This window comes from Corynebacterium sp. 13CS0277 (genome assembly GCF_002994655.1).
Lineage (GTDB): Bacteria > Actinomycetota > Actinomycetes > Mycobacteriales > Mycobacteriaceae > Corynebacterium.
On the sequence record NZ_PPDL01000019.1, the window covers coordinates 63,001 to 77,451 of the forward strand.

General features: G+C 65.4%; 10 protein-coding genes and 1 pseudogene. 5 read left to right on the forward strand and 6 right to left on the reverse strand.

Features of this window, described 5'->3' with window-relative positions:
• Positions 1-220: 220 nt before the first annotated feature.
• On the reverse strand, positions 221-562 hold the full coding sequence (locus C1Y63_RS09180; RefSeq protein ID WP_106016154.1) for a helix-turn-helix transcriptional regulator: 342 nt from the start codon (positions 560-562) through the stop codon (positions 221-223).
• 1,456 nt (positions 563-2,018) lie between these two features.
• On the opposite strand from C1Y63_RS09180, the gene C1Y63_RS09185 reads away from it, so the two are divergent.
• Positions 2,019-3,404, forward strand: a complete 1,386-nt coding sequence (locus C1Y63_RS09185; protein WP_106016155.1) for a glycine--tRNA ligase — start codon at positions 2,019-2,021, stop codon at positions 3,402-3,404.
• A 2-nt stretch (positions 3,405-3,406) separates the two neighbouring features.
• On the forward strand, positions 3,407-4,042 hold the full coding sequence (locus tag C1Y63_RS09190; RefSeq protein ID WP_106016156.1) for a hypothetical protein: 636 nt from the start codon (positions 3,407-3,409) through the stop codon (positions 4,040-4,042).
• Positions 4,043-4,306: 264 nt separating this feature from the next.
• Here C1Y63_RS09190 and C1Y63_RS09195 read toward each other — a convergent pair whose 3' ends face one another.
• Entirely contained in the window at positions 4,307-6,475 is a 2,169-nt protein-coding gene (locus C1Y63_RS09195; protein WP_106016157.1) for a TPM domain-containing protein, read from the reverse strand.
• Positions 6,476-6,994: 519 nt separating this feature from the next.
• Between C1Y63_RS09195 and C1Y63_RS09200 the strand changes: the two genes are divergently transcribed.
• Both C1Y63_RS09200 and C1Y63_RS12865 read left to right on the forward strand, forming a co-directional pair.
• The gene (locus C1Y63_RS09200; protein ID WP_106016169.1) at positions 6,995-8,263 is read left to right on the forward strand and encodes a deoxyguanosinetriphosphate triphosphohydrolase; all 1,269 of its coding nucleotides are present in this window, start codon (positions 6,995-6,997) and stop codon (positions 8,261-8,263) included.
• Between the two features lie 244 nt (positions 8,264-8,507).
• The gene (locus C1Y63_RS12865) at positions 8,508-9,950 is read left to right on the forward strand and encodes a hypothetical protein (protein ID WP_199189097.1); all 1,443 of its coding nucleotides are present in this window, start codon (positions 8,508-8,510) and stop codon (positions 9,948-9,950) included.
• Between the two features lie 233 nt (positions 9,951-10,183).
• Here the strand turns inward: C1Y63_RS12865 and C1Y63_RS12700 are convergent, their stop codons facing one another.
• Both C1Y63_RS12700 and C1Y63_RS13080 read right to left on the reverse strand, forming a co-directional pair.
• Positions 10,184-10,567: a hypothetical protein gene (locus tag C1Y63_RS12700; protein WP_158256137.1), complete on the reverse strand. Its 384-nt coding sequence runs from the start codon at positions 10,565-10,567 to the stop codon at positions 10,184-10,186.
• Positions 10,568-10,569: 2 nt separating this feature from the next.
• Positions 10,570-10,875: pseudogene (locus C1Y63_RS13080) on the reverse strand (ribonuclease domain-containing protein); the annotation flags it as partial.
• Between the two features lie 448 nt (positions 10,876-11,323).
• Here C1Y63_RS13080 and dnaG point away from each other — a divergent pair.
• The gene (gene dnaG, locus C1Y63_RS09220; RefSeq protein ID WP_106016159.1) at positions 11,324-13,219 is read left to right on the forward strand and encodes a DNA primase; all 1,896 of its coding nucleotides are present in this window, start codon (positions 11,324-11,326) and stop codon (positions 13,217-13,219) included.
• Positions 13,220-13,332: 113 nt separating this feature from the next.
• Here the strand turns inward: dnaG and C1Y63_RS09225 are convergent, their stop codons facing one another.
• Together C1Y63_RS09225 and C1Y63_RS09230 are read right to left on the reverse strand one after the other, a co-directional pair.
• Positions 13,333-13,761, reverse strand: a complete 429-nt coding sequence (locus C1Y63_RS09225; RefSeq protein ID WP_106016160.1) for a hypothetical protein — start codon at positions 13,759-13,761, stop codon at positions 13,333-13,335.
• Between the two features lie 15 nt (positions 13,762-13,776).
• Positions 13,777-14,238 carry a hypothetical protein gene (locus C1Y63_RS09230; protein WP_106016161.1) on the reverse strand — a complete coding sequence of 154 codons (462 nt, stop codon included), beginning with the start codon at positions 14,236-14,238 and terminating at the stop codon, positions 13,777-13,779.
• Positions 14,239-14,451 lie beyond the last annotated feature (213 nt).

The following is a 14,451-nucleotide window of genomic DNA, read 5'->3' on the forward strand; positions in this document are numbered from 1 at the left end:
GGCGCAGCCGACGTGTAGCGGTGGTGTCGGTGGTGGCCGTGCGGGGTGTGGCGGAAGCTGCGCTGCGGACGGGTGGCGCACGAGGGATGAGCGCCGCTGGGGTGCGGTGCGCCGGATGCTTTCCACGGCCTGAAACGCCAAGGGCCGGGTCCCACCATGAGGTGAAACCCGGCCCTCGGCTTAAAAGCCCGTGACAAGCGCGATCCGTTGCGTTCCCGTATTAGGTCTCTTCACCGGACGCGCTCAGGGCGGTCCGCATGATCTTCAGGGAGGCAGGACAGGTCAGGGTGTAGAGCTGCTCCCGACCTTGGCGCTCGGCGTCGACAACGCCTGCGTCCTTCAGGACCTTGAGGTGCTGCGACACCAGGGGCTGGTTGGCTCCGAGGATCTGCACGATCTCGTGCACGCACAAGTCCTGCTCGGCCAGCAGGTGCACGATCTTCAGCCGCAGGGGGCTGTGAAGGGCGTGGATGAGCTCGGCTGCCTGGATGTACTTCGTGTCGTCCAGGCGGTGCTCGGAGGTGTTCGTGATCGTCCGGCGGTTTTGGGTAGGTGTGGCCATTTCGGGACCCCTTCTTCGGATGCTCGTACGTGGGCTGTATGTTGAGCGGCTTCTCAACGAGGGGGCTGCGTTGTGCGCCGGGGCTACGTCCTCAGGATCGAGGTGTAGTGGGTGCAACTGCAGCTCCCAACAACGGACGTGGGATGCACTTTCAGTAAACCCTAAGTCAAGGCATTGTGCATGGGGTTCTCGAAATCTTAGTGAAAAAGCGGCAAGAATCACCCCCTCACGGGGGTGATATAGCTGAAAATTTATTAAATATCACCCGTCGAGGGCGCTCAAGACATATTGCACCAGTCGCAAGTGAAGTCCAAATACATGAACGGTTTTGCATATGTCCATCTCATGGTGGAGTTTCCGTGCCGAAAGGTGGGCGCTGAGCTGCTATGACGCCGCATCTGGCGAGCAGTGTGTCGCGAACACATGCGTCGCGTCGCACCAAAGCCCCAGTTCAGGGGCATTGTGGGAAGAATTTCTCGGCGTGTCGCGGCCGTCGTTCGCAAGCGGGAAATGTCTATCAATAATGTACAGCATTGCGTGTGGGAATGTGTGGGAATCCCGGCGGAATGTCTGACGTTGCAGAGGGGTTCGTGTCAATTGGCGTTGACATATATGCGCTATATATAATGCAAAAGTGTGAGGCTGCGATCGGACCCCTTCTTTGGATGATTGCCCTCACTTCGTGCGCAGCGAGCGCGCGAATCATGTCATCAATCAGCGGCTATAAGAATGGGCTTATATGTTTTCCATGCAAGAGTATGGGCGCCCATCCTGCTGGTGCTTCGCCGATTGATCGCCCTGGTCGGCTTGCTGGGGCTCCGTTTCGGTAAGTCACACCATTGCTGCTGTTGACATGCGATTCGCGCTCTAGCTGAGGGGCCTGCCCCTCACTTCTGCTGCAGTGCTCGGATGCTTCGGATGCTCGGTGTGGGTTTGCTCACATCCCCGGCGTGCTGTGGCTGAGTGAAATCAGGCTCTGTGCATAAATGGCCGGTCTGTCATGCATCGCCCCGACGGCTGACGGGGTGATTGCTTGCCATGAAAGTGGTCACATATCTGGTCGATGATGGTGGACTTGTGACCATCGGCGGCTGGTCGCGCGCGGCCTTGGCGTTCCGCGCTTCTGTGTGGCTTGCTCTGCCTCGTCCTGCGTGCGCTGCGGTCCGCGCGGCGGGGCAGTCGTGCTGTGCCCGCGGCCGCCGTCAGGGACGCCGCCGGGTGGGCTGCGGTGCTGGCCCTTGGGGTGCGCGGGGGAGTTGCGGGCTGGGGTTGTTGCCTGCGCGTGTCCGGGGTGGGTTCCCGCGCGTGCGGCGCTGCCTGAGATGGGGGCGCCTGGGGAGGACGGGGGTCGGGGCGCGGGGCACGTGGGGCGTTGGGTAGAATTCGCCTGTTGAACCCTGTGCGTGCCCGGCAGCCAGCCGGGCATCGAATCCGATTCAAGGAGAAGACCACCATCGTGGCCACCAATTCCGTCATCGACACCGTCGTCAACCTCTGTAAGCGCCGCGGCTTGGTCTACCCCTGCGGCGAGATCTACGGCGGCACCCGCTCCGCGTGGGACTACGGCCCGCTCGGCGTGGAGCTGAAGGAAAACATCAAGAAGCAGTGGTGGCGCGCCATGGTGACGTCCCGCCCTGACATCGTCGGCCTCGACTCCTCGGTGATCCTGCCCCGCCAGACCTGGGTGTCCTCCGGCCACCTGGAGGTCTTCACCGACCCGCTCGTCGAATCGCTGCACACCCACAAGCGCTACCGCGCCGACCACCTGCTGGAAGCCTACGAGGAGAAGCACGGCCACCCGCCGGCAAACGGCCTGGCCGACATCCCCGACCCGGAGACCGGCCAGCCCGGCAACTGGACCGAGCCGCGCGAGTTCTCCGGCATGCTCAAGACCTTCCTCGGCCCCGTCGACGACGAAGAGGGCCTGCACTACCTCCGCCCGGAGACCGCCCAGGGCATCTTCGTCAACTTCAAGAACGTCATGACCTCGGCGCGCATGAAGCCCCCGTTCGGCATCGCCCAGATCGGTAAGTCCTTCCGCAACGAGATCACCCCGGGCAACTTCATCTTCCGTACCCGCGAGTTCGAGCAGATGGAGATGGAGTTCTTCGTCAAGCCCGGCACCGACGAAGAGTGGCACCAGTACTGGATCGACGAGCGCTTCAACTGGTACGTCGACCTCGGCATCAACCCGGAGAACCTGCGCCTGTACGAGCACCCGCAGGAGAAGCTCTCGCACTACTCCAAGCGCACCGTGGACGTGGAGTACGCCTTCAACTTCGCCGGCTCCAAGTGGGGTGAGCTCGAGGGCGTGGCCAACCGCACCGACTACGACCTCACCGTCCACTCCAAGGGCTCCGGCGAGGACCTATCCTACTTCGACCAGGAGTCCGGCGAACGCTGGATCCCCTACGTCATCGAGCCGGCGGCCGGCCTGGGCCGCTCCATGATGGCGTTCCTCGTCGACGCCTACCACGAGGACGAGGCCCCCAACGCCAAGGGCGGGGTCGACAAGCGCGTCGTGCTCAAGCTGGATCGCCGCCTGGCGCCGGTGAAGGTGGCGGTGCTGCCGCTGAGCAAGAAAGACACGCTCACCCCCACTGCGGAGAAGGTTGCCGCTTCCTTGCGCAAGCACTGGAACGTCGACTACGACACCTCCGGCGCGATCGGTCGCCGCTACCGCCGCCAGGACGAGATCGGCACCCCGTTCTGCGTGACCGTCGACTTCGACACCCTCGAGGACAACGCTGTCACCGTCCGTGAGCGCGACACCATGGAGCAGGAGCGCGTCCCGCTCGACCAGCTGGAGGCGTACCTCGCGCAGCGCCTCATCGGGTGCTAATCATGGCGCACGACAGCACCACGCCCACCGGCAGCGGCATCCAGCCCGTGACGGTGACCTCCTGGGGCCCTCGCCACCACGAGGGCGAGGCCTACACCCTGGAGTTGTTCTACGGGCAGGCCGACGAAAACACCGGCACGATCATCGACCGCACGGTCGTCGGCCGCTTCACCGAGGCCGACAAAGGCCACACCGTCACCGCGACCGTCGCCGGGGAGCCCTGGGAGGTCACCCGCGACGAGACGGCCGTGACTGCCACCCTGCCCAGCGGGCGGATCTTCACCCTCACCGGGGAGAAGGGCCGCATCAGCGGTTCCAAGCGGCTCACCGCCGATCTCGCCGGCCGGCAGGTGGATCTCGTCAACGAGTCCAAGCAGGACTGGGTCCTCGAGGACGTCGCCAACGCTGAGGCGAAGCTGGGGCAGTTCTCCGGCGGTAACCGCGGCGTGCGCACCAGCCTCGTGGAGTGGGAAGACGACGCCGCCGTCGATGACGCCGAGCGTTTCTTCCTCGCCTACGCCGCCCGCGTGGCCCTGGAATCCCGCCTCTGGCTCAACACCTGGATCCTCACCGCGAGCCTCCTGGTGCTGGCCCCCCTCATCGTGCTGATCTACCTCTACGGCCCGGTCTTCGGCTAACACCACGCGGCAGACTCCGCCTGCAGCTCGCACAGGCCGCCAGCAGGCACACGATGCCCACACAGTGCCCACCGCACCACCCGCGGTGGGCACTGTGCTGTCTCGGGCTGTCGTGCTCAGCGGAAGCCACGCTGCGGGCGGCACTGCGCCGCACGACAACAAAACACCCGCGCCCGGAGCGTGTGTCCCCGTGCGGGAAAGGGGAGGGGCTCGCAGTGCGCGGGTGTGCCAGGTGTGTCGTGGACGAGTGCTGTGCTTGGGGGCTTAGAACGCGCCGCCGGAGGAGGTCGAACCGCCGGACCAGCCGCCGCCGGACCAGCCGCCCCCGCCGCCACCGAAGCCACCCGAGTAGCCGGAACGGCCACCGTCCAGGAGGCTGCCGATGATCATGCCGGTGAGGAAGTCACCGCCACCGCCACTGTTGCGGCGGCGCTGCTGATCGTTGTAGTCGTCGATGTTGCGCTGCGCGGCGCGGAGCGCATCGTCAGCGGCCTTGCGGGCCGCCCGCGCCACGGTGGCGGCGGCACGGAACTCACCCTGCTGGAACAGGCCTTGCGCCTCCGCGAGGCGCTGGGTGGCCTCCGCGAGCGCGGCGCGGGCGGCGGAGCCGATGACTTTGCCGCGGGTCGAGATGACATCCTCGGCGGCCTGCACCCGCTGGGTGGCGGCCTGGAGGGAGTCGGAGGCGATCTGCTGCTGGCGGCCGCGCTCCGCGGCGCGGGCCTTCACGCGGTCCAACACGTCGTCCAGCTGGGCGTCAGCGTCCAGCAGCGCCGTGTACGCGCCCAGCGGGTCTGCGCTGCCGGTGGCCTCATAACGGGTCAGTGCCTTCGTACCGGCGGCCTCCGCGGCGCGGGCATCGCTCTGGTCCTGCTCGGCGATAACCTCCACGCGGGACAGTTCGGCGATTTCTTCGCGCACTTCCCGAGCGAGGGACTGCAGGTTGCTGCGGGCGGCAGCAATGTTGTCGTCGGCGTGCTCCACGCCGGCGAGCAGCAGGTCCGCCTGGTTGAGGGCGTTTTCCGCAGCGCGGATCGCGGCGGGCAGGCCCGCCTGCTGCCCGGCGGGCCGGGCCGCCACCTGGCGGGCCTGGTCGAGGGCTTCCTCGGCGGCGCTCAAGTGCTGCTGCGCAAGATCGGGGTTGGCCGCGATGGAGGCCAGGGTGTGCTCGTCGTAGCGCTGCTGCAACGCGGCCAGGGTGCTGCGCACCTGCTCCAGGCGGCTGAGCGCATCGATGCGCTGCGCCGTGAGGGCAGAGATGCGCGCATCGGCGCCGATGAGCAGGTTGCGCAGGGAGGTGAACTCCTCCACCTGGCTGAGCAGCTCCTTGTCGGTGGCGTTGCAGTGGCTCACCACGTCCGCATACACCGCACGGAGTTCTTCCTCGCTGACATCTCGGCGGCGGCTCAACTCGCCCAACTGCCGCAGATAGCCGGCGTGCATCGCCTTAGCCTGCTCAATACGCCGCGCGAGGACCGCAGTACGGTCCGCGCCGAACTCGGCCGATGCGAGGCTGAGCTCTTCCTCCGCGCCGCGGATCGCCTCATCGGTGGAGACAATCTCTTCCTGCGCGAGGGTGGCCAGTGCGGTGATGTCGGCGTACTTCAGGGAGGTGACATCCGCCGGATCAATGCCACGGGCCTCATCAAGGGCCTCGGCCTCGGACTGCTTGCGGCTGCGCTTGGCGTACGCCACCGCACCCACACCGGCGGCCCCGAGGCCGGCCACCCCGGCGCCCAGCCACAGGGCCCCGGAACCACCGGAGCTCGACGACGAAGACGACGAGCCACCGCCGACGGTGCCGGGCTGCCAGTCCAGGGTGGCCTGGACAGCGGCCTCGGTGGCGGCAAACCAGTCGTGCTCCACCAGGTGCGGGTAGATCGCGTTATCGAGGGTCTGGCGCAGGCCCTCCAGCATGGAGGAGTCCGCCGCGGCCACACCATAAGCGCCGTCGATAGCCACAGCGACGACGGCGACGTTCTCCGCCTTGTTGGCGTTGAACAGGGAGGTGGCGTAGTCCTGGCCCTCCACCCCGTTGAAGGAGTCCACGAACACCACATACAGCTTCACCTTGCGCTGCAGCTGGAGGTTCTTCAGCTCCGCGTCGAGCTGCTCCCACTGATTGCGGGTAAACACCCCGGCAGTATCGGTCACGCGTTCCGTCAGCCGCCCCGGGGCCAGCTGCGTCTGCGCCAGTACCGAGACCTGAGCCTGAGAAGCACTAGGAGCAACGGCCGCAGACACCGCCGGGGCCGCGGCGGCGGGGAACACCCCGCCGGAGGCCACCCACAGGAGCGCCGGCGTGGCCGCCACGGCAGCCAGCGCCGCACCCCGCCCACCGCGGGAAACCAACGCCTGCGCACGCGCAGCGACGCCGCCGGAGGCGCGGGAAGACGGGGAAGCAGAACAGCCGGTGCCAGGGGTAGGTGTCATAGCCCCACAGAATACCCGCGCCCGCGTGCCCGCGCGCCCCGCCGGGGCGGCACCACACCCCCGCCCACACACCCCCGCCCACACACCCACACCACTGCCCGCACGCAGACACCCCAGCCCACCCCGGCACGGGCGCAACCCCGGGGCAGGGGTGCGGCAGATGCGACGAGGCAGGCGCGACAAGGCGGCCGCAAGGCGTGCAGACCGACAACACCGCGGCAGCAGCAAGGTAGGCGGCAGATGGCGCAGTGGCCGCCGCCAAGTACGCGGGGGAGGGGCGTGGCTGCCACGAGGAGGTACGGGGCCTTAAGACCCTGGAACCCCACCCCTGTGGACAACACGCAGCCGTGGGCGGGCACGCGCAGGGTAGGTGCAATAGAGTCAAGGAGAACGTGAGCACGCACCCACACCCCGCCCCGCACAGGGGCCACAGCACCGCCCGGTGTGGGGGTGGGTGCCCGCGGTCGCGGCGCAACAAAACCCAGTGAAGAAGTGGAGGCACATCGCCCCGTGGACGACATGTACACCTACAGCGCGCACGATGCCGCCCGCCTCGAGAAGGAAGGGGCCAAACCCGCCAGCATTGCGGGCCTCCACGTCGACGAACGAGACGCCTTCGCCCGCGACCGGGCGCGCGTGCTCCACTCGGCTGCGCTGCGCAGGCTGGCGGATAAAACCCAGGTGGTGGGTCCCCGCGATGGGGATACTCCGCGTACCCGGCTCACGCACTCCCTGGAGGTCGCACAGATCGCCCGCGGCATTGGCCAAGGGTTGGGTGTGAGCGGCGACCTCGCGGAGCTCGCCGGCCTGTGCCACGACATTGGCCACCCGCCTTACGGGCACAACGGGGAAGTCGCCCTCAACGAGGTGGCCGCATCCTGCGGCGGCTTTGAGGGCAACGCGCAAACACTGCGCATCCTGACCCGGCTGGAGCCCAAGGTCATTGTGGATGGCCGCAGCTTCGGGCTCAACCTCACCCGCGCCTCCTTGGCGGCAGCGTGCAAGTACCCGTGGACCCGCACCCAACCGGATGGCAGCGTGAAGAACAAGTACGGCTGCTACGACGAGGACCGCTGGATCCTCGACTGGGTGCTCGACGGGGAGCACCACCCCCGGCCGCCCATCGAAGGGCAAATCATGGACTGTGCCGACGACTTCGCCTACTCGGTCCACGACGTCGAAGACGGCATCGTCTCCGGGGAAATCAGCATGAAAGTGCTGTGGGACTTCGCGGAACTCATGGCCCTGGCCGATCGTGGCGCGAAAGCCTACGGCGGTGACGCCGCCGCCCTCGTCGACGCCGCGGACAGGCTCCGCAGCCTCGACGTCGTTGCCCGGGCCGCCGACTTCGATGGCTCCTACCCGGCACTGGCCACCCTGAAAGCCATGACGAGTCAACTGGTGGGCCGCTACGTCGGCGCCACCGTGGCCGCAACGAAAGCCAACGCCCCGGGGCCCTTCGGGCGCTACCACGGCAACCTCATCGTGCCGGAGGACGTGGCGGCGGAAGTCATGCTGCTCAAGACGATTGCGGTGCTCTACGTCATGGACGATCCCGGGCACCTGGCCCGGCAGGACCGCCAACGCGACCGCATCTACCAAGTCTTCGACTACCTCAGAAGCGGTGCGCCGGGCTCCCTCGACCCGGCGTTCCGCTGGTTCTATGAGCAGGCCTCCAGTGAGGCGGAACGCACCCGCGTCATCGTCGACCAGATTGCCTCCATGACGGAAAGCCGCCTCGAACTCCTCGCCCGCGACCTGGGGGCCTTCGCCGGATTCCTCGAGTAGCGCCCCACACCACCACGCCAGGTCCCGCCCGGGCACACACCTCGGCGTCAGTGGGACAAGCCCCCAACACAGCGAGAGATCCCCCAGATGGGGGTGTGCCCACCTGGGGTTTAGAAGACACATTCGGTGCCTGCTCTGAGGGATTCGGGCCCGCCGATACTCTAAACGGGTCTTTGTGCAGCGCACGCACCAAAAACCTGCGTCGCACTGTGCTTCCCCGTCGTTTCAGAGAACAGGAGTCTCTATGTCTCGCAGCGCCAAGACCGCTGGCCTGTTGTCGGCTGCCCTCGTGGCCCAGCTCGCCGTCGCCCCCGCCGCCCACGCCGACGCATCCCTCAAGCTCATCGGTGATGCCAAGTCTGGCTACGAGTGCGACGTGAAGTTCGACCCTGCCGACAAGAAGCTCGAAGATGCCATTCTGGCTGAATCTAGCCAGATCGCCGATGAGATCCGCAAGGAACTTGAACGCCGCTACCCGCAGCTCAAGGAAGCTGTTAAGGAAGACGTTGCCGCCTATGAGCGGGGAAAGATGAGCTCTGGGGCATTTTGGATCAAGCACCGGGTGGCTACGGAGGAGGCTGGGCTGGATTCCTTGGAAAGCACGTATTTTCTTCCGGGTGCCGTTCTGCAGGATTGGGCTGAAACGTCGGGTTCTGACTACACGAAGTTCGTCGCTGGTGTACAGAACCACAATCCGCTGACGGAGAAGGAAGCTGAAGCGTTCAGTAAGGAATACATGCACTTCCCGTATAGGACCATTCACGTTGCATATGGGAGCGTTGGCGGCGGAAATCCTCGTCATGACGGGAATAATTCAGGTCCGCGAGTCTATTCGCCAACTCTGAAGTTCATCCTCGCCGACGTCCTCGAAAAACACCCGGATTACGAAGCGAAGCTCGAGCGCTTCAACCGCGCAACTGGTCCTGTCCGTGTTGCCCAGTGCGTCGTGATGATTCGTGACGCCAAGGCTGCGGACGAAGCCCGCGAAGCCGAGGCGGCCCGTAAGGCGGCTGAAGAGGAGGCCCGTAAGGCTGAGGAGGCTCGCAAGGCCGAGGAAGCCCGCAAGGCTGAAGAGGCTCGCAAGGCGGCTGAAGAGGAGGCCCGTAAGGCTGAGGAAGCCCGTAAAGCTGAAGAGGCTCGCAAGGCGGCTGAAGAGGAGGCCCGTAAGGCTGAGGAAGCCCGTAAGGCTGAAGAGGCTCGCAAGGCGGCTGAAGAGGAGGCCCGTAAGGCTGAAGAGGCTCGCAAGGCTGAAGAGGCTCGCAAGGCGGCTGAAGAGGAGGCCCGTAAGGCTGAAGAGGCTCGCAAGGCCGAGGAAGCCCGCAAAGCCGAGGAAGCGCGCAAGGCTGAAGAGGCCCGCAAGGCTGAAGAGGCCCGTAAGGCGGAGGAAGCGCGTAAGGCTGAGGAGGCTCGCAAGGCCGAGGCGGCCCGCAAGGCGGCTGAAGAAGAAGCACGCAAGGCCGCCGAGGAAGAGGCTCGTAAGGCGGAAGAAGCCCGTAAGGCTGCTGAAGAAGAGGCCCGGAAGGCCGAGGACGCTCGTAAGGCGCAGGCCGCCAAGAAGCCCGGTGCTGAGGGCAGCTCCACCTTCGGCATCCTCGGGATCCTTGCTCTCATCGGCGCTCTGATTGCTGGTGTGGGTGCATTCCTCAACAGCCAGCCCGGTGGCATTCCGGGTCTGCCCCGCTTCTAATTCAGAATTCCCCTCAGCGAACTCTGCTGTGCCTTAAGGGCACTCAGCGCTGATCAGGTGAGTGGAAAGGCAGCCTGTTGCCCGGCTGCCACTCACCTTGAGGATGAAGACGACGCCGTCACCCTGCTTGGGGTGGCGGCGTCTGTGCTCTACGGGCTGGGGTGGCCCGACGAATAGTGTGCTGGGGGGCGGTGACGGCGACGCGAGTGGCGAAGCTGCGTACCTTCCGTGCCCTACACAGTGGGGTAGAGCACCAGGGAAATTCCTGCTTCGCGGAAGATCTCGCACACAATCACCGTGTCCTGGGGGTCAAGCCCCCATTCCTCGGCGAGGACCTTGCGGAGGCCTGCCTGGTGGAGTTCACGGCAATAGTCGGCGAGCGCATCGTAATTCTGCGGTTCACCCATGGGCAGCACTGCTGCCCGGTAGAGGGCACGCAAGAACTGCGCTTTGCTTGCCACCGGCTCCGCGAGTCTGACCACTGCGGGCAGCGTGAAGCCACCACACTGCCCGCCGCAGCACGAACCGGCGGGCGATGATGAAGTGCTGGTTGTCGTGGTGTTTGTTGCAGTGCCCTGTGCTGTGGGCTCAGAGGCGTTGGTGTTCGTAGCGCTCATGCTTAGCGGCCTTCCCTCGCAACGACGTCTTCCGCATCGGGGATGAAGCAGAAACTGTCGTAGTGGTCGGAGGTGTAGAACCACACCTCAGGATCAGTGGCGGTTCCACCGCCGGTGACGATGCGGCGCGCACCACGGTGGCCGACCCCTGGGGTGTCGACCGTGTACTCCCGGTAGTAGTTACGGGATTTGCGGGGGAGCACGTTTTCGTAGTTACCGAAGCGCACCCCGTCGTTGTCGGGGTAGGCAAAAGGCCCGCCGTGGGTGATGTCGGCGGCAACACTCGCTGCCTGCTTGGGCAGGGTGCCCAGGGGACAGGTGTCCATTCCCTTCGGGGCGCGCGCCTGCGCGCCCTGGGCGGTGTCCTCGTTCGTGCCTTGGGCAGAGCCCTTGGCCGTGCCCTGGGCGGTGTCCTTGGCGTTGCCCGTGCTGCCGTCCTCCGGGGCGGAAGTGGGCTTCGGCTTCGCGGTGGGCTTCGGCTTCGCCGTGGGCGTCGCAGGGGAGGCGGCAGAGGCCGCAGGAGCGCGCTGCCCGTCGGCCGCAGTGGTCGCGGCGGCTGTCGTGGTGGCGGTCGCGCTGCTGGGGCGGGCTGCCTCCGAGTCAGCGGAATCGCCACCAAAGCCCAGGTAGGCGCCCACGGCGGCGAGGACGACGGTGCCGAGGCCGGCGAGTAGCCCGGGGCGGCGGGCCGGGCGCTGACTGCGCTGTTGACTATCCATGGGCACTATCTTTTCATGTCGCGTACTCTTATCCGGTATGGCGAAAGGACGGATACCGGAGCAGGACATCCAAGCGATCCGCGAGCGCACCCCCATCGAAGAAGTCGTCGGCGAGTACGTGCAGCTCAAGCCGGCGGGGGCCGACTCGCTTAAAGGGCTGTCGCCGTTCAAAGACGAAAAGACTCCGTCCTTCCACGTGCGCCCCAACCGGGGATACTTCCACTGCTTCTCCACGGGCAAGGGCGGTGACGTTTACACCTTCCTCATTGAGATGGAGCACGTCACCTTCCCCGAGGCGGTGGAGATGTGCGCGGAGCGCATCGGCTACCAGATCAACTATGAGGGTGGTGGCCCGGGACGCCGGGAGGAGCCCGGCACCCGCCGGCGGCTGCTGGCGGCCAACAAGCACGCCTTCGAGTTCTACAAGGCCCGCCTGGAGGGCGAGGATGCGGCGGTGGCGCGGAACTTCCTCACGGAACGCGGGTTCTCCGCGAGCCACGCCCACGAGTTCGGGTGCGGCTACGCCCCGGCGGGGTGGGATACCGCCACGAAGTACTTGATGGGCAAAGGTTTCACCTTCGAGGAGCTGCAGGCCGCGGGCCTGACCACGATGGGTAAACGGGGCCCGATTGATCGTTTCCACCGGCGGCTACTGTGGCCTATTAAGAACATCTCCGGTGAGGTCATTGGTTTCGGTGCCCGCAAGCTCTTCGATGACGACAAGCTCGGCAAGTACATGAACACCCCGGAGACTCTGCTGTACAAGAAGTCGAAGGTGCTCTTCGGCCTCGACATGGCGAAGAAGGACATTGCCAGCAGCCACCAGGCTGTGGTGGTGGAGGGCTACACCGACGTCATGGCCTGCCACGCGGCGGGCATCACGACGGCGGTGGCGGCCTGCGGCACCGCCTTCGGTGACGAGCACCTGCAGATGCTGCGCCGGCTCATGCTGGACGACACGTACTTCCGTGGGGAGCTCATCTACACCTTCGACGGCGATGAGGCCGGCCAGAAGGCAGCCCTGCGGGCTTTTGAGGGCGACCAGCAGTTCACTGGCCAGTCCTACGTGACGGTGGCACCGAACGGCATGGATCCCTGCGATTTGCGCCTGGCGCACGGCGACGCCGCCGTGCGGGATCTCATTGCCCGCCGCATCCCCATGTTCGAGTTCGTGGTGCGCAACCTCATCTCCGGTTTCCCCCTGGAGCACACTGACGGTCGCCGCCAGGCTCTGCGCCGCGCAGTGCCGGTGGTCGCCGGCATCCACGATGCCGCACTGAGAGACGAGTACGCCCGCCAGTTGGCGGGCTGGGTGGGCTGGCAGGAAACCGCCGACGTGGTGCGCGAAGTCCGGCAGGCGGCCCGCAACCCGCAGAAGAAGGAACCCCTTCGTAGCCGCCGTATCCAGGACACGGCTACGGGGACACCTGCCCAGGAGCCGCAGTTCGTCACCCCGAACCCGAACGACTCCTACCTGTGGCCGCAGCGCGAATCACTCAAGCTGGCCCTGCAGTGGCCCGGCTTCGCCGGCGCCTACTTCGACGGGCTTGACGAGGAGTGCTTCACCCACCCCGCCTACCTGGCGGTGCGGAAAGCGATCGACGCGGCCGGCGGGTGCGAAGGGCACCACGAGAACGTGGACTGGTTGGCCGCCGTCGCGGGCGAAATGCACGACCTCATTGGGCGGACGTTCATCAGCGAACTCGCCGTGGAACCCATCCGGGTCGATGAGGAAGGCCTCCCCAACTACACCGACAAAGTGCTGTCCCGCCTGCAGGAAGCCCGCGTCGGCAACCAGATTGCCCTGCTGAAATCCCAACTGGAACGCATGCGCCCCAGCGAAGACGAATTGGCCTACAACAGTCTCTTCGCTGACCTCATTGCCCTCGAGCAGGCCCGCCGCGATCTGCGGGATCGCGCCTTCGCGGACTGACGCCCCACGCTCGGGCACGGGGGCACCTCTGCCATAGGGCGCGCCGGGGCGGGCTGGGCACTACTCCCGCCCTGCGGTGGCGCCTGAAACGCCTGTCGTTGAGGGCAACCCCGCTACGAGTTTCGGCGCGGACATGCGTCCGTGGGGATCTCGGCGGAAGGGGAAGACTCGACGCGGCTGTGCCGAGGACGGGACGAGCGCAGGAAACGGTCCTTGACAAAATCAACCAGCAAGACTGCCGTGCCCAGGAACACGCCGACGACAACGGCGGCGAAGCTGAGCTGCGGGCGTAAAAGCAAAAATACGACGTCGACGAAAGCGATTGCGAAGTACACCGCGCCGATGGTGCACGCTGCCAGGCAGGATACCGCTGTGACGTCCAGCCGGCGGTAGCGGCGGGAGTAGGCCTTCATCAACACAGTCAAGGTGACGACGATCGCTGCGAGAGGAATGGCATCCATGAACCCCAAGGGGCGCGTCAAGAATTCGAAGAGGAAGTGCAAATTTGCGCCGGGAAGGCTAGTAAGAATGAATGTGATCATGGGCTCCGGATGATGCTAGGGATTGGCCAACGTTTTTCTACGTCGATGCTGTAATTGTATAGGTGACTTGACGCTGCCGTGCACTACGGGTGTGAGGTGCTGCTGTGTGTGGGATTTTCTCCTGGCTCGCCAGAAATGCAGCCATCCCACAATGCTGACGAATCCGAAAATGAACGCGCCGTAGAATGGGTATGGCAAAAGAAGAATCCCAAAAAAGTTCGACGTCCCGGTTGCAACTGTGGAAGCTGTACCGAGGAGAAAGAGCATCGTGACCACGCTGGCTCGCTTCCACCCAAGGAACAGAACGCCAAGTAGGAAGAAGGGCAGAAGGAAAAGCATGATCGTGAGAGCCCTCGCGGACTCGTATGTCACGAAGGAGCGCCCCAGGACGCTTGAGAAGAGCTCGAAGAGGAAATCGGCGATTCGGTCAAACAGGGAGTCTTTGCCGAAGCCGAAATAAAGATAGCCGTCAAACATTACTGGTTCCTCCCGCTTGAGGTGGGGGCGGTCGTGGTCACTGTGATTTTATTGAAACTCACCAAGTTCTGGGCCTGAGGGCTAGGCTTCGCGCAATTCAGTGCGTGCGAGCGGGTGGGTTGTCGCATTAAGGGTGGGCAGTGTCATACCCTGTAAGCAAAATCTGAGCTTGAGAAGGTCTTGACATGACAACCGCCACCACCACTACCGAGC

Excerpts from the sequence above, each read along its gene's own strand:
- C1Y63_RS12700 (WP_158256137.1), bottom strand. The coding sequence starts at position 10,567 with ATGAGCGCTACGAACACCAACGCCTCTGAGCCCACAGCACAGGGCACT.
- C1Y63_RS09230 (WP_106016161.1), bottom strand. The coding sequence starts at position 14,238 with ATGTTTGACGGCTATCTTTATTTCGGCTTCGGCAAAGACTCCCTGTTT.
- C1Y63_RS09200 (WP_106016169.1), top strand. The coding sequence starts at position 6,995 with ATGTACACCTACAGCGCGCACGATGCCGCCCGCCTCGAGAAGGAAGGG.
- C1Y63_RS09190 (WP_106016156.1), top strand. The coding sequence starts at position 3,407 with ATGGCGCACGACAGCACCACGCCCACCGGCAGCGGCATCCAGCCCGTG.
- C1Y63_RS09180 (WP_106016154.1), bottom strand. The coding sequence starts at position 562 with ATGGCCACACCTACCCAAAACCGCCGGACGATCACGAACACCTCCGAG.
- C1Y63_RS09195 (WP_106016157.1), bottom strand. The coding sequence starts at position 6,475 with ATGACACCTACCCCTGGCACCGGCTGTTCTGCTTCCCCGTCTTCCCGC.
- C1Y63_RS09225 (WP_106016160.1), bottom strand. The coding sequence starts at position 13,761 with ATGATCACATTCATTCTTACTAGCCTTCCCGGCGCAAATTTGCACTTC.
- C1Y63_RS12865 (WP_199189097.1), top strand. The coding sequence starts at position 8,508 with ATGTCTCGCAGCGCCAAGACCGCTGGCCTGTTGTCGGCTGCCCTCGTG.
- dnaG (WP_106016159.1), top strand. The coding sequence starts at position 11,324 with ATGGCGAAAGGACGGATACCGGAGCAGGACATCCAAGCGATCCGCGAG.